Origin of the sequence: Paraburkholderia sp. BR10882 (assembly GCF_040948855.1) — a bacterium.
Classification (GTDB): Bacteria; Pseudomonadota; Gammaproteobacteria; order Burkholderiales; family Burkholderiaceae; genus Paraburkholderia; species Paraburkholderia nodosa_A.
In genome coordinates, this window is sequence record NZ_JBFPKP010000031.1 from 30,700 (window position 1) to 56,756 (window position 26,057).

A 26,057-nucleotide genomic window follows, 5' to 3' on the forward strand; every position below is an offset into this window, starting at 1 on the left:
GTGCCGTTTTTCTCCTATGATGGCTGCAGCGGCGGCCCCTCCCCGCGAAATCACACATTAGCCATCGGGCTGCCGCGTTGACGTTGATGCCAATGGCATCGAACGGAGGCGCAGATGGCATGGAGACACAAGAACCGCTGGTTTCGCCGCTGGCTCATGGTGATCACCTTCTGGCTCGTGCCGGTGATGATCGTCGCGGTGCGCGAGGTTCAGGACGAGATGGCGTATAACCGCGCGGATCTGCAGCGCGCGCTGACCTCCTGGACCTTCACCGACGCCGAGCGCGACGCCGGCGCCCCGCTGCGCTGCCACGGCACGCCCGAAACCGCGCGTGCAGCCGGCTGCCCCGCCGTGGTGCTCGCGGCGAACGCACAGCGCCAGCAGGAAGCGCGCGACGAATACGCCGTGCGGCGCACGACGCTCGCAGGCTACCTGTGGCACGCGTTCGTCGGCTACTGGGTCGTGCCCGCTGCGGTGCTGCTCGCGATCGGCGTGCTCATCGGCGGCGTGAAGCGCGCCTTGCGTCGGCCCACGGCCAAGCCCGTGCCGGAGCGCTAGCGCGTTTCGTGCATGCCCCAGCGCACAGCGTGTGTGCTGCGCAGCCTCAAAGAGCGGGTCGGGACGTTCGGGTATAACGACGGGACGCCGTGACATCGCGGCGCCCGGCAACTAGAACGGAGAACAAGATGAACGCATCTCGCATGCTTTTGAAGGCTTCTGTCGCAATCGCCGTCGGCGTCGCGACACTCTCGGGCTGCACCACCACCGGCAGCCAGGCCCCCAGCCCCGCGACCAATGCGTCGCGCGCCGACTCGATCAACTCCGACGTCGACGCCATCCTGTCGCGCCTCTATCAGACGGTGCCGGGCTCGCGCGAACTGGTCGGCAAAGCTCGCGGCATTCTGGTGTTCCCGCGCGTGATCCAGGCGGGCATCGGCGTCGGCGGCGAACACGGCGACGGCGCGCTGCGCGTGGGGGGCAGCACGGTTGGCTTTTACAGCACGTCGTCGGCGTCGGTTGGCGCAACGCTCGGCGTGCAGTCGAAGTCCGTCATCTATCTCTTCATGACGGAAGACGCGCTGGCGAAATTCCGCAATTCGAGCGGCTGGTCGGCAGGCGGCGACGCATCGGTCGCGCTCGTGAAGGTCGGCGCGAACGGCTCGATCGACACCACCACGGCCACCCAGCCCGTGCAGGTCTTCGTGCTCACCAACAGCGGGCTGATCGGCGACCTCTCGCTCGGCGGCACGAAGATCACGAAACTCGAGCTCTAGACGCCCCGCGGACGTCCGTGCGCTCAGCTCGCGGACGTATCGATCACCTTGAAGCGCGAACGCTTGTTCGCGCGAATCACCGCCTCGTACGCCTGCACGTACTCCTGCGCCATGCGGTGCGAGGTGAAACGCTCTTCGAAGCGGCGCCGCACGCCGGCGCGCGGAACGCGCGCGATGCGGTTCACCGCCGCCACGGCGCCGATCTCGTCCTCGACGATAAAGCCCGTCACGCCCTCTTCCACCACCTCCGGTACGGCGCCGCGATTGAACGCGATCACGGGCGTGCCGCACGCCATCGCCTCGATCATCACGAGGCCAAACGGCTCCGGCCAGTCGATCGGGAACAGCAGCGCATGGGCGCCGGAGAGGAATTCGGCCTTCTGGCTGTCGTTGATCTCGCCCACGTACTCGACGTGCGGCAGCGCTAACAACGGCTTGATGTCGCGCTCGAAATACTCGCGGTCGGCTTCGTCGACCTTCGCGGCGATCCGGATGAGCAGCCCGCAGCGCCCGGCAATGCGTATCGCCGTGTCGACGCGTTTTTCCGGCGAAATACGGCCGAGAAACGCAAGATAGCGCTGCTCCACAGGCTGCGGCGTGTAGAGCGTCTCGGGCAGGCCGTGGTAGACCGTGCGCAGCCAGCGCGCTTGCGGCATCGGCTGGCGCTGCGCATTGGAGATCGAGATGACGGGCGCGGTGTTGAACGTATCGAAGACCGGCTGCTGCTCGGGCAGGTCGAGACGGCCGTGCAGCGTCGTCACGAACGGCGTTTCCTGGCGCTTGAACACCGAAAACGAGTAGTAGTCCATATGGAAATGCAACACGTCGAACTGGTCGGCCTGGCGGCGCACCATTTCCATGAGGAGCATGTGCGGTGCGATACGGTCGCGGATGCCGGGGTCGAGCCGCAGCGCTCGTGGCCACACGGGCTCGAGCTTCGCGCTCGTGAGCGAATCGCCGCTCGCGAACAGCGTGACGTCGTGCCCGAGTTCGACCAGCGCTTCAGTGATATACGACACGGCGCGCTCGGTGCCGCCATAGAGCTTCGGCGGGACCGATTCGGTCAGCGGGGCGATCTGCGCAATTCTCATCGTGTGTCTCCAGGAAACGGGGCCGCGTTGCCCGTTCTTGCGGTGCCGGTCATTCTAAGCCAGGTCCGGGCGGCCATCGGCGACGCAGCAGTTATCCCATTATTCGGCAAGCCGGGCTCGCGCGCCGCCAGTCTTTCAATTTCTATACGGTGTTACATGCCGAAACAACCCCTGCGTTTTCCCTACCGGCCTATCTGGCGGGCCATTTCCAGGCCGGCACGTCGAGCGTATCGGGGTCGCCGAACCCGGTTGCGCCGAGGCGCCGTTCGAGCACGACCGACTGGCTGCCGGCCTCGCGCTCCAGCGCCGCCACGAGCCGCGCCGCGTGCGAAACGACGATGACCTGCGAGTGCCGCGACGCCCGCGCGATGAGCCGCGCGAGCGACGGCAGCAGGTCCGGATGCAGGCTCGTCTCGGGCTCGTCGAGCACCAGCAGGCCCGGCGGCCGCGGGCTCAGCAGCGCCGCCGCGAGCAGCAGATAGCGCAAGGTGCCGTCCGAGAGCTCCGCGCCACGCAGCGACCGCAATAGCCCCTCCTGGCGCAGCGCTACCTCGAAGCGCCCTTCGTGATTCACGATTTCGACGCGCGCGCCCGGAAAGGCGTCGCCGATGGCGGTATCGAGCGCCTCGCCGTCGCCGATCTCGCGGATCGTCTGCAGCGCGGCGGCGAGGTTGGCGCCGTCGTCGGCGAGCACCGGCGAATGCGTGCCGATCTGCACCTGGCGCGCGCTCGCGTGCTCGTCGGTGCGGAAGTGGTCATAGAAACGCCACGAGCGAATCTGCTCGCGCACGGCGATCATTTCGGGTGCGCTGCGCGGGTCGGCGTACTCGGTCATCATGCTGTCGAAGCTCGCCACGGGCTGCGCGAGCGTCGTCCATTCGCCCGCGGCGTCGCGGATGCGGATCATCGGCCCCTGGCGATCCACGAGCAACGCCGAGGGCCGCAGGATCGGCCCGCTCCAGATGCATTCGCGCTTGATCACCGGGTCGAGCGAAAACTGCGAAGTGGACGAAGGCAGCGGCAATCCCAGATCGATCGCGTAACCGAAGGCGTCGCCCGCGAAGCCCAGGCGCAGGCTCACCGCATCCTTGCGTACCGTGCCCTGCACCGCGTATTCCCCAGCGGTGACGGCGCGCGAGAAGCGCTCGGGGCCCGCCCACAGCGTGGATTGCAGGCCGCCCTCGCGCGCCAGCGACGGGATCACGCCGCCGCGGGCGGTGAGCGCGAGCAGACGCAACGCGCGATAGAGATTCGACTTGCCACTGCCGTTCGGACCGGTCACGACGTTGAGCGCACCGAGCGGCACGATGAACTCGCGCAGCGAGCGGTAGTTGGCGATGGCGAGCGTAGTCAGCATGAAGGTGCGCGGGGTGGCGTGGCAGTCGCACTGCGGATGCGTGGATCAGCCACGCATCATACGCAATCGTGCCGGCACGCGAGTCGCCTGTGCCCCGTATCGTTCAGCGCGGCTGGGGCACCGCCGCGAGGTCGCGCAGGAAGGTATCTCGCCACACGCCGAGGTCGTTGCGTCTGAGCGCCTCCATGTTGGTCTGGTAGCGCGCCTGGCGTTCTTCGAGCGGCATCGAGAGCGCGCGTTCGAGCGCTTCCGACATACCGGTCGCATCATGAGGATTCACGAGCAATGCGCCCGTGAGTTCGGCCGCCGCGCCCGCGAAGATCGACAGCACGAGCACGCCCGGATCGCCGGGATTCTGCGCGGCCACGTATTCCTTGGCGACGAGGTTCATGCCGTCGTGCAGCGGCGTCACATAACCGATCTGCGACTCGCGAAAGAGCGACATCAGTTTCCAGCGGTCGTACTGCTGGCTCAGATAGCGGATCGGCGTGTAATCGAGGCCAGAGTAGCGGCCGTTGATGCGCCCGGCTTCCCGCTCCAGTTCCTCGCGTATCACCTTGTAGCTCGCGACATCCGAGCGTGTGGGCGGCGCGATCTGCACGAGCGTGACCTTGCCGCGCCATTCGGGCGACGTTTCCAGCAACTGCTCGAACGCATGGAAACGCTCGACGAGCCCCTTCGAATAGTCGAGCCGGTCCACGCTCATGATGAGCTTGCGCCCTTCCAGACTCTGCTTGAGGTCGAGCACGTGCTGGCGGCTTTCGTAGCGCGCGGCCTGCTCGGCGATCTCGTCCGGAAACACGCCGATGCGGTAGACCCCCGTGCGCAGCTTGCGGCCATACGCCTCGACCTCGCCGTGCTCCGGATTCTCTGCGCGCTCGCGAACCTTGCCGCGCGCCTCGCGCGCGATGTAGTCGTGGAATGCCTGCTGGTCGTTCTGCGTCTGGAAGCCCAGCAGGTCGTAACAGCACAGCGACCTGACGAGTTCGTCGTGCGGCGGAATGGTCTGCAGCACCTGCGGCGAAGGAAACGGAATATGCAAAAAGAAGCCGATGCGGTTGCGTACGCCTTCCGAGCGCAGCGCCTCGGCGAACGGAATCAGGTGGTAGTCGTGCACCCAGATGTTGTCGTCCGGGTGGATCAGCTTCATGAGCTTGTGCGCGAGCCACGCGTTCACGCGGCGATAGCCCGCGTATTCGTCGCGCTCGTAGCGCGCGAGGTCGTTGCGGTAGTGGAACACCGGCCAGAGCGTGGCGTTCGAGAATCCGCGGTAGTACTGATCGTAGTCCTTGCGCGTGAGGCCGACGGTCGCAAAGGTGACGTGGCCTTCTTCGACGAGCGTCGGCCCCGCGTTCGCCACCGTCTCGCTCACCACGTCGCCGCTCCAGCCGAACCACACGCCGCCCGCGTCCTTCAGCGCGCCGAATACGCCGACCGCGAGGCCGCCTGCCGAGCCCTTGGTCTCCGTCGGCGTCGCCACGCGGTTCGAGACGACTATCAGTCTGCCCATCTTGCTGTTCCTCCTCCTTTCCCTCTCGACCGCTGACAGCGGTTATCAACCATTATCGCGGCGGCTTTCGGTCGCCGGCTCGCGGGCGTCGGTGGCTTGCGCTGCCTCAGCCCCCTTAGCCGCTTCGGATGCCGGCCGCGCCGGGCGGTGCGTCTCCAGCTCCTCGCCGTCTCCCGGCACGCGCGTGCCCGTCACGGGATCCGCCTCCGTATGGGCCGCCGTGCTCGCCGCCGCCTGCCGCGCGGGGCGGCGCACGAAGGACGGCAGTTCCCCGGTGCTGCTTTCGAGCTCCGCCGAAACTTCAGCGCGCGCACGCGGCAGGAACTGCGGATAGTGCTCGTTGACGAAATCGAGCAGCCCTTCGCGCACGCGGCAGCGCAAATCGAAGTTCAGGCCGGAGTCGCGCGAACTCACCAGCACGCGCACCTGCATCGCGCGCTCGTTGGCGTCGGTGACCTGTAAAACCTGCACACGGCGGTCCCATTCGGGCGCACCGTCGACGATGCGCGCGAGCGCCTCGCGCAGCGGCGCGAGCGGCATGCGGTAGTCGAGCCACAGAAACACCGTGCCGATGATCTGCGAGCTGCTGCGCGTCCAGTTCGCGAACGGATTCTCGATGAACCATTGCAGCGGCACGATGAGCCGCCGCTGGTCCCAGATCCGCACCGAAACATAGGTGCCGGTAATTTCCTCGATGCGCCCCCACTCGCCCTGGATCACGACCACGTCGTCGAGCCGGATCGGCTGCGAGAGCGCGATCTGCAAACCGGCAATCAGATTCCCTAGCACGGGGCGTGCCGCGATACCGGCGACGAGACCGGCGACCCCGGCCGAAGCCAGCAGGCTCGCGCCGATCTGCCTCACGTTCGGGAAGGTCATGAGCGCCGCGCCCACGCCCACGATGATGATCAGCACCATCACCGTACGCGCGAGCACGCGGGCCTGGGTGTGGATGCGGCGGGCCTGGAGGTTGTCGGCGATGTCGAGCGGATGGGCGGCGATGATGGCCTCGCCGATCGCCGCCGCGCAGCGCACCGAAAGCCAGGTGATCGCGGCGATCAGCGCGAACGCGCACAGCTCGCGCAGGCCGCTGATGTGCCTGAGCGTGTCGGGCGCCTGCCACCAGACGAATTCGATCGCGAGGATCGCGAGCACGGCGAGCGCCGGTTTGCGGATATAGCGCAGGAACACGCTGACCCGCGGATACGGGCGCGCGATGCGCAGCAAGACGCGGCCGCCGACCCAGTGCAGGGCGAACGCGAAAACGAGCGCGAGCGCGCTCACGAGCAACGTGCCGAGCCAGTCGTGCAGCGGCGCGTCGGTGAAATGGGAGAGATCGTCGAGTGTCGGCATCTGCGGCCAGTTCCTCCTGAGCATCCTGAGCAAAGGGCGACTCTTGGAAACGGCACGGGCGCAGGCCCGCGGACGGCCTCGGCGAGGGTGAACGCTGGCCCCGCTGCGGCCTCGATGATGAACGGCGCGGCGGCGGTCGGTGCCGCGCCGTGTTTGCAGCTATATCTAACTACGGACTACGGATTACGACTCGAACCGGCCGGCTTCAACTCCCGTTGCCGGTCTTGCAGGGAAACGCCTTGCCCAGCCCGAGCGAAATGGCAGTACTGGCGTTGTAGCCGGCCACGTTCGGGTTGTCGGCGATGTACTTGCGCACCGCATCGGTGAGTTGCGCCGAGCGCGCATCGGGCGGCAGGCAGAAGTATTGACCCACGCGCGGCCCGGTAGTGCCGCCGATGGCGTCGATGGTGTTGAAGATGCCGTCCGCGGCACCTTCGATATAGGCAGCGCATGCACTGCGCGAAGCCACGTCGGTCTTCGTGCAGAGCCGGTTGAGGTCGCTTGCCGTGAATGCGAAAGCGGAGAGCGGCAACGCCATCGCGCCCGCACAGATCAGAACCCGCAGCATGGTTCTCCTTGAGTTGTCATGGGGAGCGGCGCATCGAGCGCCGCCGGGCGGCCGCGTTGGTCCTGTGCGGCCGTCTTATCCCCATTATTTTGCACTGTTTTGCGGCGCTGCCGGGCTCGCCGTGGAAAGGCCAGCCTGCGTCATGCGCGCCGTGAGGTCCTTGATCGCATCCGGCGCCTTGTACTGGCGCGCGAAATCGAGCGCCGTCATGCCGATCTGGTTCTTCGCGCCAAGCGTCGCGCCGTGCTCGAGCAGCATCTGGAGCGTCGTGAGATGGTCGCCGCGTGCGGCCATCATGAGCGGCGTCGTGCCGTTGGGCGACAGCGCGTTGACGTCGGCCGAATAGCCGATCAGGAGCTTCGCGACGTCGTCATTGCCGTTCGCGGCGGCGTAGTGCAGCGGCGTCCAGCCCTTCTTGTTGACCTCGGCACCCTTGGTAATGAGGAGCTTCACGAAGTCCACGTCGCCATTGAGCGCGGCGAGCATCAGCGCGTTTTCGCCTGCGCGGTCTTCAGCGGCGATATTCGTCTTCGGGTTGTCGAGCAGCACGGCCCCGACCTTGTCGGACTTCTCGCGCGCGGCCAGCACGAGGAGCGGCATGCCCTGGTCGTCGGTGGCATTCGGGTCCATGCCTTGAGCGAGCGCCTTTTGCACGCCCTTGTCGTCGTCGAACTTGACGCTCTTGATGAGCGAGTCGATCGGAGCGGCATGCGCCGCGGCGCCGAACAGGGTGGCGGCGACGCCGAGCACGAGCGCGGCGGCAGTACGGCGGACAGGGTTGGCGGCGTGCGGAAGCGGTTTCGAGTTCATGTCAAGCCTTAACGTTATCTGCTATCTCGTTGATATTTAAAATCATTGACAGCACGCGGTTCGCGATTCAGGCCTGCGGCTGGATCTTGAAGAGCCGGAAAAAGTTCTGCGTGGTGACAGCGCCAAGTTCGGCGTCCGGCAATCCGCGTTGCTGCGCAATGAATCTTCCGACATGGCTCACGTACGCAGGTTCATTGGGTTTGCCACGAAATGGCACCGGCGCGAGGTACGGCGAATCGGTTTCGATCAAAAGACGCTCGATCGGCACGCGGCGCGACACTTCCTGCACATCGGTCGCGCTCTTGAACGTCACGATGCCCGAAAGCGAGATGTAAAAATTCTGCGCGAGTGCGCGCTCGGCAATCGCCCACGGCTCCGTGAAGCAATGCATTACGCCACCCGGTTCGCCCGCGCGCTCCTCTTCCATGATGCGCAGGGTGTCGTCCGAAGCGGCTCGCGTATGGACGATGAGCGGCTTGCCCGTGGCGTGCGCCGCGCGAATGTGCGTGCGAAAGCGCTCGCGCTGCCATTCCATGTCGGCGATCGTGCGCTCGCCCAGGCGATAGTAATCGAGCCCCGTTTCACCGATCGCCACCACTTTCGGGTGCGCAGCCAGTTCGACCAGCTCGGCCACGGTCGGCTCGCGCATGTGCTCGTGGTCGGGATGCACACCGACCGACGCGTAGACGTTCTCGTAACGGCTCGCGATGTCGAGCACCGAAGGCAGCGTCTCGAGGTCCACCGACACGCACAGCGCGTGCGTGACGGCGTTCGCGCGCATGTTCTCGAGCACCTGCGGGAGGCGGTCGCCTAGGCCCTCGAAGTTGATGTGGCAATGCGAATCGACAAACATGGATGGTCCTGCGATGGAAGATTCGGGCCTGATCGGGTACGTCAGCGCCCGTCAGGCGAACAGTTCACGATAGCCGAGAAAGAGTTCCTCGAACACGAGGCGCGCATTCAGCGGATGGTTTTCCACGGCGCGCTGGCGCGTGACCGTCTTCAGGTAGCGCGCCAGCGCCGCGGCGTCGAGCTTCGCGGCGCAGCGAGCGAGGCCGCCGGCGGCCTGCGGAAAGTAGCGCGGGCGCCCCGCTGTGCGTTCGGCGAGCAGGTCGTAGACCCAGCGCTGCAGCCAGCCGAGCACGAGCGGCACCGGCAGCTTCTGCAGCGTCTCGCCGCACGCAAAGGCGTCGCAGGCGGGGCCCGCCGCGAGCTGGGCCAGGGTCCAGTCGCGCAGCGTGCGGTTTTCGTCGTGCGCGAGCGCGAGCGCCGCGAGGGGCGCGCCGCCGGCTTCGGCGAGCAGCGCCGGCGCGTCGTCCACGCCCTGCTGCGCGAGCCAGGCCGCAGCGGCTTGGGGCGCCGGCGTGCCCATGGGCCACTGGCGGCAGCGGCTGATGATGGTCGGCAGCAGGCGGTCGATGCGCGCCGAGACCACGAGGAACACCACGCCCGCGGGCGGCTCTTCGAGCGTCTTCAGCAGCGCGTTCGCGGCGGCGACGTTGAGCGCCTCGGCCGGATACAGGACGACCACGCGCAGGCCGCCGCGATGCGAGCCCACGCCCGTGAAGTCGAGCAGCGCCCGCACTTGCTCGATGCGGATTTCCTTGCTCGGCGCGCGGCCCTTCTTGCCCTCTTCGCCGTCGGCCTTGTCGGCCTTTTCGGCTTTGGCCTCGTCGTCGCCGCCCTGGCCGATTTCGCCCGCCAATGCCTCGGGCACGACGATGCGGTAATCCGGATGATTGCCTTGGACGAACCAGTTGCAGGCCGCACAGGCGGCGCACGGCTCGCCATTGGCCTGCGGCGCTTCGCAGAGCAGCCCCTTCGCGAGATGCTGCGCGAACTGGAGCTTGCCGTTGCCCGCCTGGCCATGCAGCAAGAGCGCATGCGGCCAGTGGCTGCGCAGTTGCTGCAGGCGTTGCCAGTCGTCGGTTTGCCAGGGATAGATCATCTTCGGAATCAATCGGTTAAGCGGTCTTCTGCAGAATTCACATGAAGATCGCGCAGCCCTATAAGAGCGCCAAATATCGCTTTGAAATCAAAGCGCTGCGATCACTTGCTCGAGTTTTTTGCGAATCGCGTCGATGCCCTGCGACGAATCGACGATCGCAAAACGATACGGCGCCTCTTCCGCGCGGCGCAGGTATTCGGTGCGCGTGCGCTTGAAGAACGCATCGGACTCGCTTTCGAAGCGATCGGGTTCGCGCGCCGCGCCGCGCCGCTCGCTCGCCGTATCGGGCGGCAGATCGAACAGCACCGTCAGGTCCGGCTGGAAACCGCCCTGCACCCAGCGCTCCAGCGTCTCGAGCTTGTCGCGCGGCAGCCCGCGGCCGCCGCCCTGGTAGGCGAAGGTCGCGTCGCTGAAACGGTCGGACAGGACCCAGTCGCCGCGCGCGAGCGCGGGCTCGATCACCTTGGCGAGGTGCTCGCGGCGCGCCGCGAACATCAGGAGCGCCTCGGTTTCGAGGTCCATCGGCTGATGCAGCACGAGTTCCCGGATCGACTCGCCCAGCGGCGTGCCGCCGGGTTCGCGCGTCATGACGACCGTACGGCCCGTCGGCGCGAGTTTCTGGGCGAGTTGATCGCAAAACCAGGCGAGATGCGTGGTCTTGCCCGCACCGTCGATGCCCTCGAACGTGATGAATCGGCCCCGCGCCATTTAATTTCCCCGGATGTATTTGTCGACGGCCTTGTTGTGGTCGACAAGATTGTCAGAAAAGACGCTGCTGCCGTCGCCGCGCGCCACGAAGTACAGCGCAGCCGTCGATGCCGGATTGAGCGCCGCCTGGATCGCCGCGACGCCGGGCAGCGCAATGGGCGTTGGCGGCAACCCAAGGCGCAGGTAGGTATTGTAAAGAGTGTCCGACTGCAGATCGCGCTTGCGCAAATGCCCCGCGTAGTTGTCGCCCAGACCGTAGATCACGGCGGGATCGGTCTGCAGCGGCATGCCCACTTTCAGGCGATTCGAAAACACGGCCGCCACGAGCGCGCGGTCGGCGGCGCGGCCCGTCTCCTTTTCGACGAGGGACGCGAGCGTCAACGCCTCGTAGGGCGACTTGAGCGGCAAGCCGGGGGCGCGGGCGGACCATGCTTCGTTCAGACGCGTCTGCATCAGGTGATACGCGCGTCGATAGACATCGAGATCGCTCGAGCCCTTGTCGAACAGATAGGTGTCGGGGAAAAACAACCCCTCGCCGCTGCCGTTCGGCGCCGGCGGCGCGCCGATCGCGGCGAGTAGCTCGGCGTCGCTCATGCCGGCCGTGTCGTGGCGCAGTGCGGGGTTCGCGTCGAGTTCGGCGCGCATATGCTTGAAGGTCCAGCCCTCGATGATGGTGGCGACGGACTCGTTCACGTCGCCGAGCGCCATTTTCTGCAGCACCTCATAGGGCGTGATGCCCGCCTTGAATTCGTAGTTGCCCGATTTGAGCTGGCTCTGCAAACCGAGCACGCGCGCCATGAGCACGAAAAGTTGCGTCTGCACGGGCACGCCGCCGCGCCGCAATTGCAGCGTGACACTGCGCACGGTGCTGTGCGGCTTGATGGTGACGTCGAGCTGTGGGGCGGCCAGTTCGAGCGGCGTGGTGGCCCAGCGCCACACGCCGCCTGCCGCGGCGGCGCCAATCACGACTAGCGCGGCGCCGGCAACAAGGCATTTCTTCAGAAGGGACATGGAAACACGACTCAGGGGGACCTCATATAATAACTGCTTGCCTTCGCTAAAGTCAGGATTGACTGTTCCCCGAATCCATGAACTCACCGCTCGATCCCGCTTCCACGCTTTCCGCTCCTGAATCCACGGCCGACTTCGACGCCGTTCTGAAAGGCGGCGCCTACGCGATCCTGCCGCAGTTCGGCGTGATCGACGCCAATGGCGACGACGCCGCGACCTTCCTGCACAGCCAGCTCACCAACGACGTCCAGCATCTCGACGTGGCCGGCGCGCGCCTCGCGGGCTACTGCTCGCCCAAGGGCCGTCTGCTCGCCTCGTTCCTCACCTGGAAGACCGGCGACACGATCCGTCTCCTGATCTCGAAGGACGTACAGGCGCCGGTGCAAAAACGCCTGTCGATGTTCGTGCTGCGGGCCAAGGCCAAGCTCACCGACGACAGCGACAAGCTGCTCGTAGTGGGGCTCGCTGGCGACGTGCGCGGCGCGCTCGCGAGCGTGTTCGACGCGCTGCCCGACGGCGTGCACGTGAAGGTGGACGACCCCGCAGGCACGCTGATCCGTGTGCCCGACGCGGCCGGCGTGCTGCGTTATCTGTGGGTCGGCCCGAAGCAAGCGGTGCAGGAGCGCCTCGCGAAGCTCGAGGGTTTGGTTGAGCGCGTGTCGCCGGCGGTGTGGGACTGGCTCGACATTCGCGCGGGCGAGCCGCGCATCACGCAGGCCGTGAGCGAGCAGTTCGTGCCGCAGATGGTCAACTACGACGTGCTGGGCGGCGTGAACTTCCGCAAGGGCTGCTACCCCGGCCAGGAAATCGTCGCGCGCAGCCAGTATCGCGGCACGATCAAGCGCCGCACCGCGCTCGCCAATGTGGCCGCGAATCTGGACGCCGCGCATGCGGGGGCCGAGCTTTTCCATTCGGACGACCCGAGCCAGCCGTGCGGCATGGTCGTGAACGCCGCCGCCGCGCCCGAGGGCGGCGTCGATCTGCTCGCCGAGATCAAGCTTGCCGCACTCGAAACGGGCAGCGTGCATCTCGGCGCCGCGGACGGCCCCGCGCTGCGCGTGTTGCCGCTGCCGTACGCGTTGCCGGCCGAAATTTGACGCTGCGCACCGCGTCCATTGCACGTGAGGCGCCCGGCGCCTCGCGTTGCCTGGGCATGGCCCCAGACTCGACCCTGCAGGGGCCAGTTCCATGTGCCTGATCGTGTTCGACTGGCGTCCGCGCGCGCGCGCCGGCGCGCTTTTCACGCTCGCGGCCAACCGCGACGAGTTCCTGCGCCGCACCGCCGACCCGCTGCACTGGTGGAACGCCTCGGACGACGTCACGTCCCCGGGCAGTTCGGCAACGGGCGTGCTGGCGGGCCGCGATCTCGTCGGCGGCGGCACGTGGCTGGGCATGACGCGCCGCGGCCGCTTCGCCGCGCTCACGAACTATCGCGCGCCGAACGACATGCGCCCCGACGCGCCCACGCGCGGCACGCTCGTCTCGCGCTGGCTCACCGGCGCGCAAGGTCTGCCCGATACGCCGCTCGGCTATCTCGACGAGATCGCGCGCTCGGGCGATCTCTATAACGGCTTCAATCTGATCGTCGGCGACTGGACGCGGCGCGAGCTGGCGTGGTACTGCAATCGCGCGGACCGCGCGCCGGCCTTGCTGCCCGAAGGCACGCACGGCATTTCCAATGCCGTGCTCGACACGCCGTGGCCCAAGCTCGTACGCAAGCGCGCAGAACTCGCACAGCTCGCGACGGGCGACGCGCAAGTCCCACTCGCGCGGCTCGTAGACATGATGCGCGACCCGCAGGTCGCGCCCGACCGCGAGTTGCCCGCCACGGGCATTTCGCTCGAACGCGAACGTGCGCTTTCCGCGGCATTCATCGAAACGCCCGACTACGGCACACGCGGCACCACGGCGCTGCGCGTCACGCTGCGCGGCACCCTGCTGGATGTGGAAGCGCTGGAGCGCAGCGACGACGACGGCGCGCATCGCGTCGTCCGCCCGGGCGCCTTCGAGCGCCACGAAACCTATACCGTCGAAAGAGGCTGAGCGCGTTTCAGTCGCCCGTGCCGTACGCGACGCGCGGCGCGTGCGCGGCCTGCTGCTGTGCGCGCCGCGCCTCGTCGATGAACGCGCCCATCTTAATGAACTCGTGGATCGTGCCGTCGTATCGCACGAGCGTGACCTCCGTCGCGTTTATTGCGGCGCTTTCTTGACTTCAGGTTTGAGCGAGAGCGGATCGGTCGGGTTGCGCAATGTTTCGATGTCCTCATGACGCAGCTTCACCGAAGGAAGAATCTGCGGATGCGTGAGGATATAAAAGTGCCCGTCCCGCACGGCGTCGAAGGTCGCCTTCGCGACGTCGTCGGGCGTGAGCTTGCCGGAGCGCACCGCGCGCTGCAACTGCAGATCGGCGGCTTGCTGCGAGCGCGTGGGTGGTTCTTCGTTGCGAAGATCGTCAGGGCGGGCGCGCTCGGCGTTCGCGATGCCGGTCGACACGAAGGCCGGACACAGCAGCGAGCAACTCACCTTGTCGGTCACGTTCTTCAGGTCGTGATAAAGCGTCTCGGTGAGCGAGACCACGGCATGCTTCGACGCGTTGTACACGCCCATGGCGGGCGGCGAAAGCAACCCCGCCACCGACGCCGTGTTGACGATATGCGCGCGCTCGCCCTGCGCGAGCATGGCTGGCGTGAAGCTGCGCACGCCATTGGCCACGCCCATTACGTTCACACCGAACACCCAGTCCCAGTCCTTCGCGGTGCTTTCCCACACGAAGCCACCGGTGCCGACGCCCGCGTTGTTGAAGAGCAGATGGACCTTGCCATACGCGTCGAGCGCGGCCTTAGCGAGTGCGTCGACCTGCGCGGCATCGCGCACGTCGGTGCGCACGCCGATGGCCTGCGCGCCGCCTTCGCGCAAGGCATTGACGGTTTCGTCGAGCAGCGTCTGATCGACATCGGCGAGCACGAGCTTCATGCCGAGCGCTGCGGCCTGTTGCGCGAACGCGCGGCCAAAGCCGCTTGCCGCGCCCGTGATGACAGCCACGCGGCCGTCGAACTCAAACGGTTCGGACATTGCGAATCCTGCGGTGAAGGTTGCGGTGAACACTGCGCACGGAAAAGCGAAGCGCCCCTTCCCGGGCGCTTGCGCTCACACTCAGATAGTTAGATCAACTTGACGAGCTGCTTGCCGAAGTTGTGGCCTTTGAGCATGCCGAGGAACGCGCCGGGCGCGTTCTCGAGCCCCTCGGCCACGGTCTCACGATACGCGAGCTGCTGCTTCGCGACCAGCGTACCCAGTTCAGCGAGCGCCTGCGGCCACACTTCCATGTGCTCGCTCACGATGAAGCCCTGCGCAAGCAGGCGCTGCGTGAGCAGCAGTTGCGGATACTTGAGCGGCATCGGCTCGCCGTCGTAGCCGGCGATCATCCCGCACAGCGCGATGCGGCCGAACGCGTTCATGCGCGCGAGCGTAGCGTCGAGCACCGCGCCGCCGACGTTCTCGAAGTAGCCGTCCACGCCGTCCGGCGTCGCGGCCTTGAGATCCTGATAGAGATTGCCGGCCTTGTAGTCGACGCATGCGTCGAAGCCGAGCGTCTCCACGACATAGCGGCATTTGTCCGCGCCGCCCGCGATACCCACCGCGCGGCAGCCCGCGCGCTTCGCAAGCTGGCCGACCACGCTGCCCACGGCGCCGCTCGCCGCGCTCACGACGACGGTTTGCCCCGCCTTCGGCTCGATGATGCGATTCAGGCCGTACCACGCGGTGACGCCCGGCATGCCGACCGGCCCGAGGTACGCGGAAAGCGGCACATGCGTCGTATCGACGACATGCAGGTCACTGCCGTTCGAGGTGCCGAACTCCTGCCAGCCGAACATGCCCACGACCTTGTCGCCGACCTTGAACTTCGGATTGCGCGATTCGACCACCTCGCCCACCGTGCCGCCGATCATCACCGAGTCGAGCGGCTGCGGCGCTGCGTACGACTTGCTGTCGTTCATGCGCCCGCGCATGTACGGATCGAGCGAGAGATAGTGGTTGCGCACGCGCAGCTGGCCCTCTTCGAGCGGTGCGAGCGGCGTTTTGACGAGGCGGAAGTTATCGACGCTCGCGGCGCCTTCCGGGCGCGAAGCGAGCAGGATCTGGCGATTGGTCTGGGTCATGGCATCCGTGTTGCTTCGTTGGGCGCGGCGAGGCGTTGCACGCCTGCCGCGCGAGAGAACAGCACCCGGGTGCGCACGAGCAAAGCCCTCGCACGCGCCCGATTGCGCGTTTAACCGTCGCTCGGCCCCGGCCGCGCGCTGGGGTCGCTGCGCAGACGCTGACGCGTCACGTCACGGCCCACCGCAAGCCGGCGCATGTACTTGAAGGTGCCGAGCGCCTTGGCGACGAAATGGCCTTCGCTGTCGCGAATCTCGCCTTCGCAATAGGCCATGGTAGTGGAACGGTGCAGCACGCGGCCGGTGGCGCGCAATTCGCCGCGCCCCGGCTGCATGAAGTTCACTTTCATTTCGACGGTGACGACGCCCACGCCGTCGGCGGCGACGCTGCGCGCGGCCATGGCGAGCGCGATGTCGGCGAGCGTCATCGTGACGCCGCCGTGCGCGACGTCCCATGTATTCAGATGCCGCTCGGCGAGCGGCAGCACGACTTCGCTCGCGCCGTCACGCGCGCTCACGAGTTGCGCGCCGAGGTGCTCGACGAAGGGACTCTCGATGATCGTGAGCGATGGTTGCGGTTCTTGAGCGTCTTCGCTTTTTGGCGCGCCGCCGCCCTGCGATTGATCTGCGGTACCGGTCATGATGCGCGTTAGACCACGTAATCCACGCACTGACGCGACTCGACCACGAGCTTCGCGAACTGCTTCACGACGAGATGCTCGGGGTGGTCCTGATAGCCGTCGAGCGCGGCCTGGTCGGCGAAGTCGGAGACGAGCACGAGGTCGAATGTGGAAGCGAGGCCCGGCTCGGCCACACCGACTTCGAGGTGCAGCGTGCCCGGCACGAGATCGCGGCAGCCTTCGAGCAGCGCCTTGAACTTCACGACGTTCTCGGCGCGCGTCGCGCCTTCGGCCGACTCCTTGAGCTTCCACATCACGATATGACGAATCACGAACTCACCTCTTTCAGTCTGCATGGGAACAGGCGCCGCACCGTGCGCGCGCCGATAGCCGTCATGATACCCGCAGCGGCACGGGTGCGAGAGCGGCTCGGCACGCGGAAAGCCGCGGGAAAGCGGTGGTGTGGCCGAGGCGGCGGCAGACTCTCGCGAGTCCGCCGCACCGTGCATCACACGACCTCGAAGAGGCCGGCAGCGCCCTGCCCGCCGCCGATGCACATCGTCACCACGACGAACTTCGCGCCGCGGCGCTTGCCTTCGATGAGCGCGTGGCCCGTGAGGCGCGCGCCCGATACGCCATACGGGTGACCGACGGCAATTGCGCCGCCGTTCACGTTCAGACGGTCGGCGGGAATGCCGAGCTTGTCGCGGCAGTACAGCACCTGCACTGCGAACGCTTCGTTCAGTTCCCACAGGCCGATGTCCTCGACCTTCAGTCCCGTCTGCTTGAGCAGCTTGGGCACGGCGAACACGGGACCGATGCCCATCTCGTCCGGTTCGCAGCCCGCCACGGCGAAGCCGCGGAAAATGCCGAGCGGCTGCAGGCCTTCGCGTTCCGCGACTTTCGCGTTCATCACGACGCAGGCGCTCGCACCGTCCGAGAACTGGCTCGCGTTGCCGGCCGTAATGACGCCGCCCGGCATCGCCGTGCGGATCTTCGCAACGCCCTCGAGCGTGGTGTCGGCGCGAATGCCTTCGTCGGCGGCGATCGTCACTTCCTTCGTGACGAGCTGCCCCGTGGCCTTGTCGGCGACACCGGCGAGGACCGTCATCGGCACGATTTCGTCGTTGAAGAGACCGGCTGCCTGCGCGGCCGCCGCGCGCAGCTGCGACTGCACGCCGTACTCGTCCTGGCGATCCTTCGAGATTTCATAGCGCTTCGCGACGTTCTCGGCCGTTTGCAGCATGCTCCAGTAGATTTCGGGCTTGTGCTGGTTGAGCCAGCCTTCGGCCACCATGTGGCGGTTCATCTCGTTCTGCACGCACGAGATCGATTCCACACCGCCCGCGACGAACACGTCGCCTTCGCCCGCGATCACGCGTTGCGCGGCAAGCGCGATCGTCTGGAGTCCCGATGAACAGAAGCGGTTCACCGTCATGCCCGGCACGCTCACGGGCAGGCCCGCACGCAGCGCGATCTGGCGCGCGATATTCGCGCCCGTGGCGCCCTCGGGGTTCGCGCAGCCCATGATCACGTCTTCCACGCGCGCGGGGTCGATCTTCGCGCGCTCGACGGCGGCTTGCGTCACGTGCCCGCCGAGCGTGGCGCCGTGCGTCATGTTGAAGGCGCCCTTCCAGGATTTGGCGAGGCCCGTGCGGGCGGTCGATACGATTACGGCGTCAGTCATGCGATGTCTCCCACTACGAATATTGAATCCAGAGGATGTCTTTGATTGGACGTTCAGGCGGACAGTGCCAGCACCTCGGCCGACTGCGCGCGCTTCACACCGGCCGCGAGCAACTGCTGCCACGCGGCGGCAAGCGAGCCGTTCAGGTCGATGGCGCGCGAGGCGTCTTCGATCAGCACGGTTTCGAAGCCGGCAGCGCGCGCGTCGAGCGCGGACCACGCCACGCAGTAGTCGGTCGCGAGGCCGCAGCAGTACACGCGCTTCACGCCTACGTCGCGCAGATAACCCGCGAGGCCCGTCGGCGTCTTGCGGTCGGCTTCGAGAAACGCGGAGTAGCTGTCCACGTCGGCGTGATGGCCCTTGCGGATCACCGCGCGCGCGTGCGGCACGTCCAGGTCGCGATGCAGCGCCGCGCCTTCGGTGCCCTGCACGCAATGCACGGGCCACAGCACTTGCTCGCCGTAGGGCAGCGCCGTCGTCTCGAACGGCGCGCGCCCCGCGTGGTTGGCCGCAAATGAAACGTGCTGCGCCGGGTGCCAGTCCTGCGTGAGCACCACGTGGCTGAAGCCCTGCGCGAGCCGGTTCGCGACCGGCACGACTTCATCGCCACGCGCGACAGCAAGCGCGCCGCCGGGCATGAAGTCGTATTGCAGGTCGATCAGCAGGAGCACGTCGTCTGCGCTTCTCATGATGTTCGTCCGCCTGTTCGTCCGCTTTTGCGTCCGTAAGTGATGCTTAGTTGAACGTACCGCCACTGGCAGCCAGTTCGACGATCGAAGGCGCGACTTCCCACGCCTCGCCATTGCGCTGCTGCGCATAGCGGCGAATCGCGCGCTCGACGTTGTAGAGGCCGACCGTGTCGGCGTACAGCATCGGGCCGCCGCGCCACAGCGGGAAGCCGTAGCCCGTGAGATAGACCATGTCGATGTCCGACGCCTTCGAAGCGATGCCCTCTTCGAGAATCTTCGCGCCTTCGTTGACGAGCGAGAACACGAGACGCTCGACGATTTCCTCGTCGCTGATCTTGCGGCGCTCAACACCGGCTTCCTTCGAGTACGCCACGATCATCTCGTCGACGAGTTTCGAAGGCAGCGCGTTGCGCTCGCCCGCCTTGTAGTCGTACCAGCCCGCGCCGGTCTTCTGCCCGAAGCGGCCGGTCTCGCACAGACGATCGGCGATCTTCGAGTACTTCATGTCCGGGTGTTCCTGATAGCGGCGCTTGCGAATGGCCCAGCCGATATCGTTGCCGGCCAGATCGCTCATGCGGAACGGGCCCATCGCGAAGCCGAACTTTTCGACTGCCCGGTCCACTTGCGCGGGCAGTGCGCCTTCTTCGAGCATGTAGAGCGCCTGACGCACGTACTGCTCGATCATGCGGTTGCCGATGAAGCCGTCGCACACGCCCGACACCACGGCCGTCTTGCGGATCTTCTTCGCGACCTGCATGACGGTGGCGAGCACGTCTTTGGTGGTTTCCTTGCCGCGTACGACTTCGAGCAGCTTCATCACGTTGGCAGGACTAAAGAAGTGCAGACCCACCACGTCCTGCGGACGCTTCGTGAACGCCGCGATCTTGTCGACGTCGAGCGTCGAAGTGTTCGAGGCGAGGATCGCGCCAGCCTTGGCGACTTCGTCGAGGCGCTTGAACACCTGCTCCTTCACGCCGAGTTCTTCGAACACTGCCTCGATGATGAGATCGGCTTGCTTGAGGTCGTCGTAGGAGAGCGTCGGGCTGATGAGCGCCATGCGCGCTTCCAGCTTCTCCTGCGTGAGCTTGCCCTTCTTGACCTGCGCTTCGTAGTTCTTGCGGATCGTGGCGAGGCCGCGATCGAGCGCTTCCTGCTTCGTTTCCAGCAGCGTGACCGGCACGCCCGCGTTGAGGAAGTTCATCGTGATGCCGCCGCCCATCGTGCCCGCTCCGATCACGGCCACCTTCTGGATGTCGCGCGTGGGCGTGCTCGACGGCACGTCGGGAATCTTGCTCGCGGCACGCTCGCCGAAGAACGCGTGGCGCAGCGCGCGGCTTTCCGGCGTCTGCACGAGTTCGAGGAAGCATTCGCGCTCAAAGGCGAGGCCCTTTTCGAAGCCCTGCTTCACACCCGCAGCAATGGCGTCGACGCACTTCACCGGCGCGGGATAGTTCTTCGCCATCGCGCCCACGGTGTTGCGCGAGAACTGCAGGAAGCCTTCGGCGTTCGCGTGTTCGAACTTGCGGTTGCGCACGAGCGGATGCGGGCCCGGCTTGTCGGCCGCCTTGCGCGCGAATGCGATTGCCTCTTCGAGCAGATCGCCTTGCGCCATGGCGTCGAAGAGCCCCGAATTCGCGAGCTTTTCGCTCATCACAGGCGCGCCCGTGACGATCATGTTGAGCGCGGCTTCCAGGCCGATCGCACGCGGCAGACGCTGCGTGCCGCCCGCGCCCGGCAGAATGCCGAGCTTCACCTCGGGCAGCGCGATCTGCGCGCCGGGAGCAGCGATACGGTAGTGCGCGCCGAGCGCGAGTTCGAGACCGCCGCCCATGGCCACGCTATGGATCGCGGCCACGACCGGCTTCGCGCTCTTTTCGACTTCCTTGATGACCGTGTGGAGCGTGGGCTCCTGCATCGCCTTGGGCGTGTTGAATTCGGTGATGTCCGCGCCGCCCGAGAACGCCTTGCCGGCGCCCGTGATCACGATGGCCGCAACGGCCGGATCGCTAGCGGCGCGCGCGAGGCCCTCGACAATGCCTGCGCGGGTCGAATGCCCGAGGCCGTTGACGGGCGGATTATTGAGCGTGATGACGGCGACGCCGTCGCGAGTCGTGTAGTCCACTGCCATTTGCCTGCCTCCATGCTTGCGGGCCGCGATGTGCGTCGTCGGTTTCATTGTCCGACATTCCCGGTCAGCAGGCAGAATACCCAAAAAAGAACGTTCGTTCAATTTTTTGCTGCGCTGCGGACGCCAGGGTTTGTACTGAACCCACGAATCTGGCGGATTGACCGGAAAAAGTCGGAAGAAAAAAACGCAGCCAGATGGCTGCGCCGGAGAACCTTGCGCGGCTGCGCGGGCGGCTCGGGGTGGCTTATCCGCGCTTCGCGGCGTCTTGCGCCGGGTCGAGCGGACAGCCCTCCACGGCCAGCGCAGTCGGTAGCACATAGGCGCGGAACTGCTCGCGCAGCTTGAGCTTTTGCAGCTTGCCCGTTGCCGTATGGGGCAATTCGTCGACGAACACGGCGTCGTCGGGCAGCCACCATTTCGCGACCTTGCCTTCGAAGTGCGCGAGCAACTCTTCACGCGTCACCGCGGCGCCGGGCTTCTTCACCGCGACGATGAGCGGCCGCTCGGTCCAGCGCGGATGCGCGCAGGCAATGCACGCGGCCTCCGCGATGGCCGGATGCGCCACGGCGATGTTTTCCAGGTCGATCGAGCTGATCCACTCGCCGCCCGACTTGATCACGTCCTTGCTGCGATCGGTGATGTGCAGGAAGCCGTCGGGGTCGATCGTGGCGACGTCGCCCGTGGGGAACCAGCCGTCCACGAGCGGCGAGCCGCTTTCCTGGCGGAAATAACGGTCGATCACCCACGGCCCGCGCACGTGCAGGTCGCCGAACGTCACGCCATCCCACGGCAATTCCCGCCCGTCTTCGCCCACGATCTTCATGTCCACGCCGAAAATCACGCGCCCCTGCTTTTCGAGCAGCGCCTGCTGCGCTTCGCGCGGACGCTCCGACTGCTCCCAGTTGAGCCTCGAGAGCGTGCCGAGAGGCGACATCTCCGTCATGCCCCACGCGTGGATGGTCTGCACGCCGTAGTCGTCCTCGAAGGCGCGCTGGATCGCCGGCGGGCAGGCCGAGCCGCCGACCACCGTGCGCTGCAGCTTGGTAAAACGCACGCCCGCTGCGCGCACATACGCCAGCAAGCCGAGCCAGACGGTGGGCACGCCGGCCGAGGCGGTGACGCCTTCCGCTTCCATGAGTTCATAGAGCGACTTGCCATCGAGATCCTTGCCGGGCATCACGAGCTTCGCACCCGTGAGCGGCGCCGCATGCGGAATGCCCCATGCGTTCACATGGAACATCGGCACGACCGGCAGGATCGCATCGCGCGCGCAAAGCCCCATGGCGTCGGGCAGCGACGCGCCATAGGCATGCAGCACCGACGAGCGATGCGTGTACAGCGCGCCTTTCGGGTTGCCCGTGGTGCCGGACGTGTAGCAAAGGTTCGAGGCGCTGCGCTCGTCGAGTTCGGGCCACGCGAAATGGCCGTCCTGCGCGGCGAGCAGCGTTTCATAGCTGAGCACTTCCGTGCGCATTGCCGGCCGGTGCGACTCGTCGCACAACGCGATCCAGCCGCGCACGTTCGGGCATTGCGGCGCGAGCGTGTCGACGAGCGCGGCAAACGTGATGTCGAACAGCACGTAGCGGTCTTCGGCGTGATTGACGATCCACGCGATCTGCTCGGGAAAGAGCCGCGGATTGATGGTGTGGCACACGGCGCCGAAGCCGGTCACGCCGAAATAGGCTTCGAGGTGCCGGTAGCCGTTCCAGGCCAGCGTGCCGACGCGCTCGCCCGGCGCCACGCCCAGCGCAATGAGCGCCTGGGCAAGCTGCTTCGAGCGCACCTCGCATTCGCGGTACGTGTAGCGGTGAATATCGCCCTCGATGCGGCGCGAGACGATCTGCGCGTTGCCATGGTGGCGCGCCGCATGCGCAATCAACGACGGGAGCGTGAGCGGCACATCCATCATCTGTCCCAGCAGCGGCGCAGTCATCGGTGGCGGTCTCCTCGCGTTTGATCGGCTTTGTCTGGCGTTGTCTTTGGCGCATCGGGCTGGCTCGCCGGCAAGCTTCGAACCTGCCCCAGCACGCCGGCGGGTGCGGACTTACAATATCGACTATTCAACAGGCCCTCAATATGTCGTTTTCACCAGGCACTCCCGACTCCCAAGGCGGCTCGTCCGCTACGCACACGCCCGCCACCGGTCCGCTCGCCGACTTCGAACGCGCACTGATCGTGCCGCGCGACGACGCCTTCGCCGCGCTCGGCGCACGCTTTTACACGCGACTGCCCGGCGCGCCGCTGCCTGCGCCTTACGTTGTCGGCTTCTCGCAGGCCATGGCCGCGCAACTCGGGCTCGATGCATCCGCCGTTGCCGACCCCGCGTTCGCCGGGTTCTTTAGCGGAAATTTCACGCGCGAGCGCTCGCCTTCGGCCATGTCGTACGCAACGGTCTACTCCGGCCACCAGTTCGGCGTATGGGCGGGCCAGCTCGGCGACGGCCGCGCCCTCACGCTCGGCGAGGTCGAGCACGAGGGCAGGCGCAACGAGATCCAGCTCAAAGGCGCGGGCCGCACGCCCTACTCGCGCATGGGCGACGGCCGCGCGGTGCTGCGCTCGTCGATCCGCGAATTCCTGTGCTCGGAGGCCATGCATCATCTCGGCATTCCGACCACGCGCGCCCTCACGGTGACCGGCTCGGACCAGCCCGTGCGCCGCGAAGACATGGAAACGGCCGCGGTCGTCACGCGCGTGTCGCCGAGCTTCGTGCGCTTCGGCCACTTCGAGCACTTCTATTCCCACGACGACGTGGACGCGCTGCGCGCGCTCGCCGACCACGTGATTGCGCGCTTCTATCCGCAACTGCGCGAAGCCGACGACCCGTACCTCGCCCTGCTCGACGAGGCGGTGCGCACCACGGCAGCGCTGATGGTCGAGTGGCAGGCCGTGGGCTTCTGCCATGGCGTGATGAATACCGACAACATGTCGATCCTCGGCCTCACGATCGATTACGGTCCGTTCGGCTTCATGGACGGCTTCGACGCCAACCACATCTGCAATCATTCGGATTCGCAGGGCCGCTACGCGTATCGCATGCAGCCGCAGATCGCGTACTGGAATCTCTTTTGCCTCGCGCAGGCGCTCGTGCCGCTGTTCGGCGCGCACTACGACATCGCCGACGAAAAGAAGCGCGGCGAGCGCGTGGTAGCCGACGCGCAAGGCGTGCTCGAACGCTTCAAGGGGCACTTCGCCCCCGCGCTCGAAGCGCGCATGCGCGCGAAGCTCGGCCTCGAACACGAGCGCGAAGGCGACGACGCGCTCGCGAACAAGCTGTTCGAAATCATGCATGCCAACCGTGCCGATTTCACGCTCACCTATCGCCATCTCGCGCGCGTCTCGAAGCATGACGCGAGTGGCGACACGCCGGTGCGCGATCTCTTTCTCGATCGCGCCGCCTTCGACGCGTGGGCTGCCGACTACCGCGCGCGCCTCGCGCACGAAACACGCGACGACGCTGCGCGCGTCGAAGCGATGAACCGCACCAATCCGAAATACGTGCTGCGCAATCACCTCGCGCAAACGGCGATCGAGCGCGCTGCGCAGAAGGACTTCAGCGAAGTCGAGCGGCTCGCCAGGGTGCTCGAGCGGCCATTCGACGAGCAGCCCGAGAACGCGTCGTACGCAGGGCTGCCGCCCGACTGGGCAAGTTCGCTCGAAGTCAGTTGCTCTTCGTGAGCGCGCCCCCATCTACGTGATCCTTGTTTCCCACCCGACAGGAACCCGACATGAGCCAGGACGACCACAACTCCCCCTCCTACCCCGGCTACCAGTCCGACGAGCAATGGCGCGAGCAGCTCGACGAAGGCCAGTATCAGGTCACGCGCCATGCGGCCACGGAGCGCGCCTTCACGGGCAAATACTGGGATCATTTCGATCGCGGTGTGTATGACTGTGTGTGTTGCGGCACGCCGCTCTTCGAGTCCGACACGAAATTCGACGCGGGTTGCGGCTGGCCGAGCTACTTCCGCCCGATCAACGGCGAGGTGATCGAAGAGAAAACCGACCGCACGCACGGCATGCTGCGTATCGAGGTGCGCTGCAAGAACTGCGGCGCGCACCTCGGCCACGTGTTCGAGGATGGTCCGGCCCCGACGGGCCTTCGGTATTGCATCAATTCGGCTGCGCTACAATTCGAGCCCAAGTGAACGTTGGCAAGGCAGCCCCGCGCCCCACGCGGGGCCTAATGCGGCCTTGACAGCGTCGTGCCCTCTTTTGCCGGGCTCAATTCGTCAACTCTCAGGCCGATAATGAAATTCCTGTTTGATCTGTTCCCGATCATCCTCTTTTTCGTCGCCTTCAAGCTGTGGGGCATCTTCACGGCTACGGCCGTGGCGATTGGAGCTACGCTCGTGCAGATCGCTTGGGTCGCGTTCCGTCACCGCAAGGTCGACCCGATGCTGTGGCTTTCGCTGGGCATCGTCGTCGTGTTCGGCGGCGCCACGCTAATGCTGCACGACGAAACCTTCATCAAGTGGAAACCCACCGTGCTCTACTGGGCGTTCTCGGTCGTGCTGCTCGTCTCGCAGATGGCCTTCGGCAAGAACCTCATCGAAGCGATGATGGGCAAGCAGATAACCCTGCCGCCGCGCATCTGGACGCAACTGAACTTCGTCTGGTCGATCTTCTTCGCGCTGCTCGGCATTCTCAATCTCTTCGTGGCATTCCACTTCTCCACCGACGCGTGGGTCGACTTCAAGCTGTTCGGCGCGACCGGCATTCTCGTGGTGTTCATCGTCGGCCAGAGCCTGTGGCTTTCGCGTTACATGAAGGAAGAAGAATGAGCGACGTCTTTCTCAACGCCAGCCCCGCCGAGCGCATGGCGCTCATCGAAACGCGCCTGACCGCGGCGCTCACCCCGGTTTCGATCGACGTACGCGACGACAGCGCGCAGCATGCCGGACACGCGGGCGCCGCTGCCGGCGGTCACTATCATGTCACGATCGTTGCGGGCGCATTCGCGGGGAAAGCCCGCGTGGCAAGGCATCGCATGGTGTATGATGCGCTGGCCGAGGCCATGCAGCGCGGCATCCACGCTCTCGCGATCACGGCGCTCACGCCCGAAGAAGCCGCGGCGCTGCCCCGCTAGCCCACGTTAGATTTCGACTTTTTTGTTCGCCATTTTGGTTCGCCCCGTTAGGACTTTCCG

Annotated in this window: 26 protein-coding genes; 8 read left to right on the top strand and 18 right to left on the bottom strand. The window is 66.3% G+C overall.

Going from position 1 to position 26,057, the window contains the following annotated elements; genetic code table 11:
* Positions 1-114: 114 nt before the first annotated feature.
* Together AB3X99_RS38275 and AB3X99_RS38280 are read left to right on the top strand one after the other, a co-directional pair.
* Positions 115-558 (top strand): hypothetical protein, encoded by a 444-nt coding sequence (locus AB3X99_RS38275; RefSeq protein WP_368619964.1) that lies wholly within the window; start codon positions 115-117, stop codon positions 556-558.
* Between the two features lie 128 nt (positions 559-686).
* On the top strand, positions 687-1,274 hold the full coding sequence (locus AB3X99_RS38280) for a YSC84-related protein (protein ID WP_368619965.1): 588 nt from the start codon (positions 687-689) through the stop codon (positions 1,272-1,274).
* A gap of 23 nt (positions 1,275-1,297) precedes the next feature.
* Here the strand turns inward: AB3X99_RS38280 and AB3X99_RS38285 are convergent, their stop codons facing one another.
* From AB3X99_RS38285 to mltG, 10 genes are all read right to left on the bottom strand, one after another.
* The gene (locus AB3X99_RS38285; RefSeq protein ID WP_069268067.1) at positions 1,298-2,365 is read right to left on the bottom strand and encodes a glycosyltransferase family 4 protein; all 1,068 of its coding nucleotides are present in this window, start codon (positions 2,363-2,365) and stop codon (positions 1,298-1,300) included.
* 190 nt (positions 2,366-2,555) lie between these two features.
* A complete protein-coding gene (locus AB3X99_RS38290) occupies positions 2,556-3,722 on the bottom strand; it encodes an AAA family ATPase (RefSeq protein WP_368661784.1) in 1,167 nt (388 codons plus the stop codon).
* Between the two features lie 103 nt (positions 3,723-3,825).
* Positions 3,826-5,232, bottom strand: a complete 1,407-nt coding sequence (gene otsA, locus AB3X99_RS38295; protein ID WP_069268069.1) for an alpha,alpha-trehalose-phosphate synthase (UDP-forming) — start codon at positions 5,230-5,232, stop codon at positions 3,826-3,828.
* 45 nt (positions 5,233-5,277) lie between these two features.
* Positions 5,278-6,585 carry a mechanosensitive ion channel family protein gene (locus AB3X99_RS38300; protein WP_368661785.1) on the bottom strand — a complete coding sequence of 436 codons (1,308 nt, stop codon included), beginning with the start codon at positions 6,583-6,585 and terminating at the stop codon, positions 5,278-5,280.
* Between the two features lie 205 nt (positions 6,586-6,790).
* Complete coding sequence (locus AB3X99_RS38305; RefSeq protein WP_028207010.1) at positions 6,791-7,153, bottom strand: Rap1a/Tai family immunity protein; 363 nt, start codon at positions 7,151-7,153, stop codon at positions 6,791-6,793.
* An 84-nt stretch (positions 7,154-7,237) separates the two neighbouring features.
* Positions 7,238-7,963: an ankyrin repeat domain-containing protein gene (locus AB3X99_RS38310; RefSeq protein ID WP_069268071.1), complete on the bottom strand. Its 726-nt coding sequence runs from the start codon at positions 7,961-7,963 to the stop codon at positions 7,238-7,240.
* Between the two features lie 67 nt (positions 7,964-8,030).
* On the bottom strand, positions 8,031-8,816 hold the full coding sequence (locus tag AB3X99_RS38315; protein ID WP_342945738.1) for a TatD family hydrolase: 786 nt from the start codon (positions 8,814-8,816) through the stop codon (positions 8,031-8,033).
* Between the two features lie 51 nt (positions 8,817-8,867).
* On the bottom strand, positions 8,868-9,911 hold the full coding sequence (locus tag AB3X99_RS38320; protein WP_368661786.1) for a DNA polymerase III subunit delta': 1,044 nt from the start codon (positions 9,909-9,911) through the stop codon (positions 8,868-8,870).
* 87 nt (positions 9,912-9,998) lie between these two features.
* Positions 9,999-10,619: a dTMP kinase gene (tmk, locus tag AB3X99_RS38325; RefSeq protein WP_069268074.1), complete on the bottom strand. Its 621-nt coding sequence runs from the start codon at positions 10,617-10,619 to the stop codon at positions 9,999-10,001.
* Positions 10,620-11,630 carry an endolytic transglycosylase MltG gene (gene mltG, locus AB3X99_RS38330; RefSeq protein WP_368661787.1) on the bottom strand — a complete coding sequence of 337 codons (1,011 nt, stop codon included), beginning with the start codon at positions 11,628-11,630 and terminating at the stop codon, positions 10,620-10,622.
* A 77-nt stretch (positions 11,631-11,707) separates the two neighbouring features.
* Here mltG and AB3X99_RS38335 point away from each other — a divergent pair, with 77 nt between their 5' ends.
* Both AB3X99_RS38335 and AB3X99_RS38340 read left to right on the top strand, forming a co-directional pair.
* Positions 11,708-12,727 (top strand): folate-binding protein, encoded by a 1,020-nt coding sequence (locus AB3X99_RS38335; protein WP_342945734.1) that lies wholly within the window; start codon positions 11,708-11,710, stop codon positions 12,725-12,727.
* A gap of 91 nt (positions 12,728-12,818) precedes the next feature.
* Positions 12,819-13,673: an NRDE family protein gene (locus AB3X99_RS38340; RefSeq protein WP_069268077.1), complete on the top strand. Its 855-nt coding sequence runs from the start codon at positions 12,819-12,821 to the stop codon at positions 13,671-13,673.
* Positions 13,674-13,820: 147 nt separating this feature from the next.
* On the opposite strand, the gene AB3X99_RS38345 is transcribed toward AB3X99_RS38340, so the two are convergent.
* From AB3X99_RS38345 to AB3X99_RS38380, 8 genes are all read right to left on the bottom strand, one after another.
* Positions 13,821-14,702: an SDR family oxidoreductase gene (locus tag AB3X99_RS38345; RefSeq protein WP_368661788.1), complete on the bottom strand. Its 882-nt coding sequence runs from the start codon at positions 14,700-14,702 to the stop codon at positions 13,821-13,823.
* A gap of 89 nt (positions 14,703-14,791) precedes the next feature.
* The gene (locus AB3X99_RS38350) at positions 14,792-15,790 is read right to left on the bottom strand and encodes an NADP-dependent oxidoreductase (protein ID WP_069268079.1); all 999 of its coding nucleotides are present in this window, start codon (positions 15,788-15,790) and stop codon (positions 14,792-14,794) included.
* Between the two features lie 110 nt (positions 15,791-15,900).
* Positions 15,901-16,347 carry a PaaI family thioesterase gene (locus AB3X99_RS38355; RefSeq protein ID WP_028207000.1) on the bottom strand — a complete coding sequence of 149 codons (447 nt, stop codon included), beginning with the start codon at positions 16,345-16,347 and terminating at the stop codon, positions 15,901-15,903.
* Between the two features lie 89 nt (positions 16,348-16,436).
* Positions 16,437-16,739, bottom strand: coding sequence for a Dabb family protein (locus AB3X99_RS38360; RefSeq protein WP_069268127.1), 303 nt, complete (start codon positions 16,737-16,739; stop codon positions 16,437-16,439).
* Between the two features lie 176 nt (positions 16,740-16,915).
* Positions 16,916-18,094, bottom strand: a complete 1,179-nt coding sequence (locus tag AB3X99_RS38365; RefSeq protein ID WP_342945731.1) for an acetyl-CoA C-acyltransferase — start codon at positions 18,092-18,094, stop codon at positions 16,916-16,918.
* A gap of 53 nt (positions 18,095-18,147) precedes the next feature.
* Positions 18,148-18,783 carry a bifunctional nicotinamidase/pyrazinamidase gene (gene pncA, locus AB3X99_RS38370; RefSeq protein WP_069268081.1) on the bottom strand — a complete coding sequence of 212 codons (636 nt, stop codon included), beginning with the start codon at positions 18,781-18,783 and terminating at the stop codon, positions 18,148-18,150.
* Positions 18,784-18,829: 46 nt separating this feature from the next.
* Entirely contained in the window at positions 18,830-20,911 is a 2,082-nt protein-coding gene (locus tag AB3X99_RS38375; protein ID WP_368661789.1) for a 3-hydroxyacyl-CoA dehydrogenase NAD-binding domain-containing protein, read from the bottom strand.
* A gap of 244 nt (positions 20,912-21,155) precedes the next feature.
* Complete coding sequence (locus AB3X99_RS38380; RefSeq protein ID WP_368606478.1) at positions 21,156-22,844, bottom strand: 3-(methylthio)propionyl-CoA ligase; 1,689 nt, start codon at positions 22,842-22,844, stop codon at positions 21,156-21,158.
* A gap of 143 nt (positions 22,845-22,987) precedes the next feature.
* Here AB3X99_RS38380 and AB3X99_RS38385 point away from each other — a divergent pair, with 143 nt between their 5' ends.
* The 4 genes from AB3X99_RS38385 to AB3X99_RS38400 all read left to right on the top strand — a co-directional run bounded on the left by AB3X99_RS38385 (position 22,988) and on the right by AB3X99_RS38400 (position 25,997).
* Entirely contained in the window at positions 22,988-24,586 is a 1,599-nt protein-coding gene (locus AB3X99_RS38385) for a YdiU family protein (protein WP_368661790.1), read from the top strand.
* A gap of 50 nt (positions 24,587-24,636) precedes the next feature.
* Positions 24,637-25,056: a peptide-methionine (R)-S-oxide reductase MsrB gene (msrB, locus tag AB3X99_RS38390; RefSeq protein WP_069268085.1), complete on the top strand. Its 420-nt coding sequence runs from the start codon at positions 24,637-24,639 to the stop codon at positions 25,054-25,056.
* Positions 25,057-25,158: 102 nt separating this feature from the next.
* Entirely contained in the window at positions 25,159-25,692 is a 534-nt protein-coding gene (locus AB3X99_RS38395) for a septation protein A (protein WP_069268086.1), read from the top strand.
* A complete protein-coding gene (locus tag AB3X99_RS38400; protein WP_342945726.1) occupies positions 25,689-25,997 on the top strand; it encodes a BolA family protein in 309 nt (102 codons plus the stop codon). Before AB3X99_RS38395 ends, AB3X99_RS38400 begins: the two co-directional genes overlap by 4 nt.
* Positions 25,998-26,057 lie beyond the last annotated feature (60 nt).

Bases quoted from the DNA above. Each gene is read 5' to 3' on its own strand.
- AB3X99_RS38275 (WP_368619964.1), top strand. From the start codon at position 115: ATGGCATGGAGACACAAGAACCGCTGGTTTCGCCGCTGGCTCATGGTG.
- AB3X99_RS38280 (WP_368619965.1), top strand. From the start codon at position 687: ATGAACGCATCTCGCATGCTTTTGAAGGCTTCTGTCGCAATCGCCGTC.
- AB3X99_RS38285 (WP_069268067.1), bottom strand. From the start codon at position 2,365: ATGAGAATTGCGCAGATCGCCCCGCTGACCGAATCGGTCCCGCCGAAG.
- AB3X99_RS38290 (WP_368661784.1), bottom strand. From the start codon at position 3,722: ATGCTGACTACGCTCGCCATCGCCAACTACCGCTCGCTGCGCGAGTTC.
- otsA (WP_069268069.1), bottom strand. From the start codon at position 5,232: ATGGGCAGACTGATAGTCGTCTCGAACCGCGTGGCGACGCCGACGGAG.
- AB3X99_RS38300 (WP_368661785.1), bottom strand. From the start codon at position 6,585: ATGCCGACACTCGACGATCTCTCCCATTTCACCGACGCGCCGCTGCAC.
- AB3X99_RS38305 (WP_028207010.1), bottom strand. From the start codon at position 7,153: ATGCTGCGGGTTCTGATCTGTGCGGGCGCGATGGCGTTGCCGCTCTCC.
- AB3X99_RS38310 (WP_069268071.1), bottom strand. From the start codon at position 7,963: ATGAACTCGAAACCGCTTCCGCACGCCGCCAACCCTGTCCGCCGTACT.
- AB3X99_RS38315 (WP_342945738.1), bottom strand. From the start codon at position 8,816: ATGTTTGTCGATTCGCATTGCCACATCAACTTCGAGGGCCTAGGCGAC.
- AB3X99_RS38320 (WP_368661786.1), bottom strand. From the start codon at position 9,911: ATGATCTATCCCTGGCAAACCGACGACTGGCAACGCCTGCAGCAACTG.
- tmk (WP_069268074.1), bottom strand. From the start codon at position 10,619: ATGGCGCGGGGCCGATTCATCACGTTCGAGGGCATCGACGGTGCGGGC.
- mltG (WP_368661787.1), bottom strand. From the start codon at position 11,630: ATGTCCCTTCTGAAGAAATGCCTTGTTGCCGGCGCCGCGCTAGTCGTG.
- AB3X99_RS38335 (WP_342945734.1), top strand. From the start codon at position 11,708: ATGAACTCACCGCTCGATCCCGCTTCCACGCTTTCCGCTCCTGAATCC.
- AB3X99_RS38340 (WP_069268077.1), top strand. From the start codon at position 12,819: ATGTGCCTGATCGTGTTCGACTGGCGTCCGCGCGCGCGCGCCGGCGCG.
- AB3X99_RS38345 (WP_368661788.1), bottom strand. From the start codon at position 14,702: ATGTCCGAACCGTTTGAGTTCGACGGCCGCGTGGCTGTCATCACGGGC.
- AB3X99_RS38350 (WP_069268079.1), bottom strand. From the start codon at position 15,790: ATGACCCAGACCAATCGCCAGATCCTGCTCGCTTCGCGCCCGGAAGGC.
- AB3X99_RS38365 (WP_342945731.1), bottom strand. From the start codon at position 18,094: ATGACTGACGCCGTAATCGTATCGACCGCCCGCACGGGCCTCGCCAAA.
- pncA (WP_069268081.1), bottom strand. From the start codon at position 18,783: ATGAGAAGCGCAGACGACGTGCTCCTGCTGATCGACCTGCAATACGAC.
- AB3X99_RS38375 (WP_368661789.1), bottom strand. From the start codon at position 20,911: ATGGCAGTGGACTACACGACTCGCGACGGCGTCGCCGTCATCACGCTC.
- AB3X99_RS38380 (WP_368606478.1), bottom strand. From the start codon at position 22,844: ATGACTGCGCCGCTGCTGGGACAGATGATGGATGTGCCGCTCACGCTC.
- AB3X99_RS38385 (WP_368661790.1), top strand. From the start codon at position 22,988: ATGTCGTTTTCACCAGGCACTCCCGACTCCCAAGGCGGCTCGTCCGCT.
- msrB (WP_069268085.1), top strand. From the start codon at position 24,637: ATGAGCCAGGACGACCACAACTCCCCCTCCTACCCCGGCTACCAGTCC.
- AB3X99_RS38395 (WP_069268086.1), top strand. From the start codon at position 25,159: ATGAAATTCCTGTTTGATCTGTTCCCGATCATCCTCTTTTTCGTCGCC.
- AB3X99_RS38400 (WP_342945726.1), top strand. From the start codon at position 25,689: ATGAGCGACGTCTTTCTCAACGCCAGCCCCGCCGAGCGCATGGCGCTC.